Source organism: Arthrobacter sp. Hiyo1, assembly GCF_001263615.2.
In the GTDB taxonomy this organism is placed as follows: domain Bacteria; phylum Actinomycetota; class Actinomycetes; order Actinomycetales; family Micrococcaceae; genus Arthrobacter.
In genome coordinates, this window is the sequence record NZ_DF952472.1 from 394,333 (window position 1) to 396,118 (window position 1,786).

Annotated in this window: 2 protein-coding genes and 1 pseudogene; all 3 read right to left on the reverse strand. The window is 63.2% G+C overall.

Going from position 1 to position 1,786, the window contains the following annotated elements; all coding sequences use genetic code 11:
- Nucleotides 1-268: pseudogene (locus tag AHiyo1_RS15385) on the reverse strand (cell division protein FtsZ); the annotation flags it as partial.
- 215 nt (nucleotides 269-483) lie between these two features.
- Nucleotides 484-1,323: a cell division protein FtsQ/DivIB gene (locus AHiyo1_RS15390; RefSeq protein WP_059389144.1), complete on the reverse strand. Its 840-nt coding sequence runs from the start codon at nucleotides 1,321-1,323 to the stop codon at nucleotides 484-486.
- A partial coding sequence (locus tag AHiyo1_RS15395; RefSeq protein WP_275937066.1) for a glutamate ligase domain-containing protein occupies nucleotides 1,316-1,786 on the reverse strand: 471 nt, incomplete at its 5' end. The genes AHiyo1_RS15395 and AHiyo1_RS15390, both read right to left, overlap by 8 nt.

The following is a 1,786-nucleotide window of genomic DNA, read 5'->3' on the forward strand; positions in this document are numbered from 1 at the left end:
TGACCTCTTCGATCTCGTCGGCGTGGTCCTCGGCTGCCTGGCGTCCGACGTCGGGGTTGGCGCCGGCTCCCAGACCGCGGGTGAGTTCACGTCCGACGTCGAGCTTGACGTCCGCGTCGCTCATGAGGAGAGCCTGGGCATCGGTGTTGATGGCGATGAACTCGACGCCGCGGAGGCCGACTTCGATCATTCGGTTAACTGCATTCACGCCACCGCCGCCGATGCCGACGACCTTGATGACGGCCAAGTAATTCTGCGGTGCTGCCACGTTTCGTGCCCCTTGCTTGTGTCCTATAGCGAAACAGATCGAGTCCAACTTGAATCCTTGGACCTTAACCCTCTAGTTGAAGGTTATAGTTATGTCAAGTAACTCTTAAGTGACGGTATGGGCTATGAATCCGACATTCAATGACCGCCTCCGCGTGTCGTGTGAAAGTCCGAAAAATAGCCCTCTACGTCAGAGAAGTTACTTCCTGAAATGGTCTATTTGGTGAACGGGTGCCTCGGTGCGCTGACATCGTAGACATTCACCGGAACTTTTGGATTGGCGGGAGCCTTGAGCAACGCCTCGAGGACGCGGGCCTTCAGCTCCTTCTCGTCCGCATTCCCCCACACGACGATCTTGCCGTCCGTGAGCTTGAGCTCGACGGCGTCCGGCGACGAGGCCGACGCGTTGGCCATCTTCGCGAGGACATCCGCCGGCAGCGTCGCAAGAACGGCCGTGATCGCCTTGAAGAGATTCTGGTTGGCTCCTTGCCCATCGATGAGCGGCAAGGCAACCGATGCGGGATCGGCCGTTGATCCGAGCTGGACGCCGTCGACGTCAACCAGTGAATAGTTGTCACCGCTCTTCACCAGGGCCACGGGTACCCGCTCCACGATGTGGACCAGGAGTTCCGACGGCGGCCGGGCTTCGGTACTGACTGAACGCACCTGGACGAGGGGCTTGAGCAGCGCGGCGATCTCGGCGTCGTTGATTTGCGGAAGGGGTTTTCCCTTCACCGGTTCGAGTGCCTTCTGGACGCTCCCCGCCTGGAGAAGCTTCGTACCGTCGACCGACACTGTGCGCACGGCGAACACCGGCGAGTAGATCGCCGCAACGATAATTCCGGCGACAAGGGCGACGATGATTGCCAAGGCAGTGAGCACGGTCCTCCGGCGCTTGCGTCCCTTGGGTTCCGGAAAGGCCAGCACGTTGCTGTCCTTCGCACGGGCGGCCTCCGAAGGGCCACCGACGGGATCGTCGAGGCTGCGTTCAGCACTGACGACTCCGGGCCGGGTGCCCGCCTGCGGCTTGAAAGTCGGCTTCCGGGTGTCAGCCACCCAACAGCTCCACGATCCGGGGCCCGTATGCCGTGACGTCACCGGCTCCGACGGTGAGGACGATGTCGCCCTCGCCGGCCGCGGAGAGAACCGCGTCCAGCGCTTCCTGCCCGCCGGCAACGAGCCTGCCGCTCTTGAGGCGCCCTGTGATCAGGGTGCTCGTGACCCCGGGAATGGGATCCTCGCGGGCAGGGTAGATATCCAGCACGAGGGCCGTATCCGCCTCGCCAAGCGCTTCAGCAAACTGCTCCGCGAATTCGCGCGTGCGGGAAAACAGATGTGGCTGGAAGAGCACATGCACCTTGTTGCCGCCTGCGACGGAACGGGCAGCGGTCAGGGCGGCCCGGACCTCCGTGGGGTGGTGGGCGTAGTCGTCGTAGACACGCACGCCCCTCCCCTGCCCCTTGAACTCGAATCGCCGCGAGGCTCCGGTGAAATGGCCGAGGGCGGCCGCGGCAGCCCC